This is a genomic window from Streptomyces gelaticus (assembly GCF_014649535.1).
Lineage (GTDB): Bacteria > Actinomycetota > Actinomycetes > Streptomycetales > Streptomycetaceae > Streptomyces > Streptomyces gelaticus.
Window position 1 is genome coordinate 1 of the sequence record NZ_BMTF01000068.1, and the last position, 2,486, is coordinate 2,486.

Annotated in this window: 2 pseudogenes; both read left to right on the forward strand. The window is 69.1% G+C overall.

Annotated elements, in window-relative coordinates:
• Positions 1 to 475: 475 nt before the first annotated feature.
• Positions 476 to 1,920, forward strand: a pseudogene (locus IE107_RS34310) (NF041680 family putative transposase).
• A gap of 100 nt (positions 1,921 to 2,020) precedes the next feature.
• A pseudogene (locus IE107_RS35640) lies at positions 2,021 to 2,182 on the forward strand (IS6 family transposase); the annotation flags it as partial.
• Between the last annotated feature and the right edge of the window lie 304 nt (positions 2,183 to 2,486).

Sequence of the window (2,486 nt, forward strand, 5' to 3'; positions counted from 1 at the left end):
AGCCCGTCGCAGCCACTACCGACGACGATCCGCCGATGAACCCACGGGATAGATCACGAAACCGTACTGGAGTACTAACTCGCTATCAATATGCGCAACACGCCTTGAGCAACTGGGTGTCCGCTGGAAACACGTCAAACCTGCTTGCCGACTCGGGGCCGCGCGGTAAGCCAACTGGGCGGGGTGGCGGCCCACCCCCTGCTGCGGCCCGGGAACGCGGGCAGGCTCGACAAGCGGGACGTGACGCGCGAGCGTGGGCTGCGGCCGTAGGCGGTACTCGGGCCGGGGAAGGGCTGTGTGCGTCTGCACAGCCCTTCCCGTTCTCCGCGGTCACAGACCCCTGAGCTCAGCTTGACGTTCATCCTCGCCTGTCACCCAACCTGCTGATCTGCGGTTCTTCCCGGGACAGCGGAGGCGGCCGTTCTCCACGCTTCGAGATGTCGAGTCACGAAGCACGAGAGAACGGCCGCTGCATATGAGTCTCCCTCTCCCAGGGCCCGCAGGCGAGGCGCTGGATGTCTTGTCCCGCTTTCGGGTCGAGTTCTACGAGTGCCTTTACGCCCGGGCGGATGCGCTCTTCGAGCTCACGGACGCGGTGCTGTGCGTGGACGGGCCGGTGAAGACGCTGGTGGAGCTGTCGCTGGCCCTCGAGTACCGGCGTGGCATGGTGCTCTGTACGCAGCGTTGGACCGGGGCTGGGCAGAGCCGGCGCGGTTGCGGCGCACGCTGGCCGGCCTGCCGTTGCCGAAGGCGGCCGACGGGCGGATCGTGCTGGCTGTGGACGTGAGCAACTGGCTCCGCCCTGATGCTCCGACCAGCGACGACCGGCTGTTCTGCCACGTCTACGGACGCGGTGCCCGCAGCAAGGACCAGTTCGTGCCGGGCTGGCCGTACTCCTTCGTCGCCGCCCTGGAAACGGGCCGCACCTCCTGGGTCGCGCTGCTGGACGCTGTGCGTCTGGGGCCCGCCGACGACGCGACCGCCGTCACGGCAGCCCAACTCCGCAGCGTTGCAGAGCGGTTGATCCTCGCAGGACAGTGGAAGCCAGGAGATCCGAGGATGCTGATCGTCATGGACTCCGGCTACGACGTCGCCTACCTCTCCCACGCGCTGGCGGACCTGCCGCTCGTGCTGCTCGGGCGTCTGCGTTCGGACCGTGTCATGCTCCGTGACCCGGGTCCGACCCGTTCCGGGCCCAGGGGCGGGCGTCCGCGCCGGCACGGCGGCGTTCTCGCCCTGGCCCGGCCCGAGACCTGGCACACCCCCGAGGTGACCACGTCCACGGACACCACCCGCTACGGCACCGCCGAGGCAACGGCCTGGGACCGCATGCACCCCCGGCTCACCCACCGCGGCCCCTGGCTGGAACACACGAAGGAAGAACTGCCTGTCCTGCACGGCACGTTGCTCCGCCTGAAAGTCGGGCACCTGCCGGGCGACCGCGACCCGAAACCCCTGTGGCTGTGGTGCTCGGCCATCGGCGCCACCGGCACGGACGTCGACCGCTGGTGGCAGGCGTTCCTCCGCCGCTTCGACTTGGAGCACGCCTTCCGGCTGATGAAGCAGACACTCGGCTGGACCCGCCCGAAGGTCCGCCATGCCGACACCGCTGATGTGTGGACCTGGCTGATCATCGCCGCCCACACCCAGCTCCGCCTCGCCCGCCCCCTCGCCGAGGACCTCCGCCGCCCCTGGGAACGGCCCACGCCACCCCGACGCCTCACCCCCGCCCGGGTGCGGAGGGGGTTTCGCAACGTCCACGCGACCACAGCCCGCCCGGCAGCCGCGCCAAAACCATCCCGCCCAGGCCCCGGACGACCGCCCGGCTCGAAGAACAAACACCGCGCCAAGCACCACAACGTCGGGAAAACCCTCAAACGCGCTGAGTCGATCAAGGAACACAAAGCGCAGCGAGATTAAACGCCAAGCTTAGACCGAACGTCTTACAGTCCCCTCCGTAGAGCCGTGAAACCGACACCAGCGGCGTGATCGTCTCGTACGAGACGATCACGCCGCACTCCAGCATCAGCTCCTCGATGAGGGCTTCCGCAGCGCGGGTGCCGCGCAGCGGTTCCTGTCCGCGTTCAGCGGCATCTCACCCCATTTCCGGCCCCGCTGCTACCTGATGACCGGCACCCAACGCCGCGCCGAAATGACCGTCCGCTTCACCATCTGGGAGTAGCTCACCGGCGTCACCGGCCGGCCTGCCGCGGCCTGAGCGCAGGGCCGGCACCCGGCCCCACCACACCTCGACACACCGTCAGACACCCACACACCCAACAACGTGACAACGCCGTCGTGATCAATGGTGTCGGGTTCGGGCCGGTAAGGGGCTGTGGGCTGGGAGAGCACCCCGTGGGGTGCGACGCGCTGTCATGCCGCCCGCAGGCGCCGCACAGCCCGCCGGATCGCCGTCGGAAGGAAGCCCGCACCGACGCTGACTGCGGTCGCCGCGACGGCCAGCAGGGTCGACCGCCAGGGCCAGG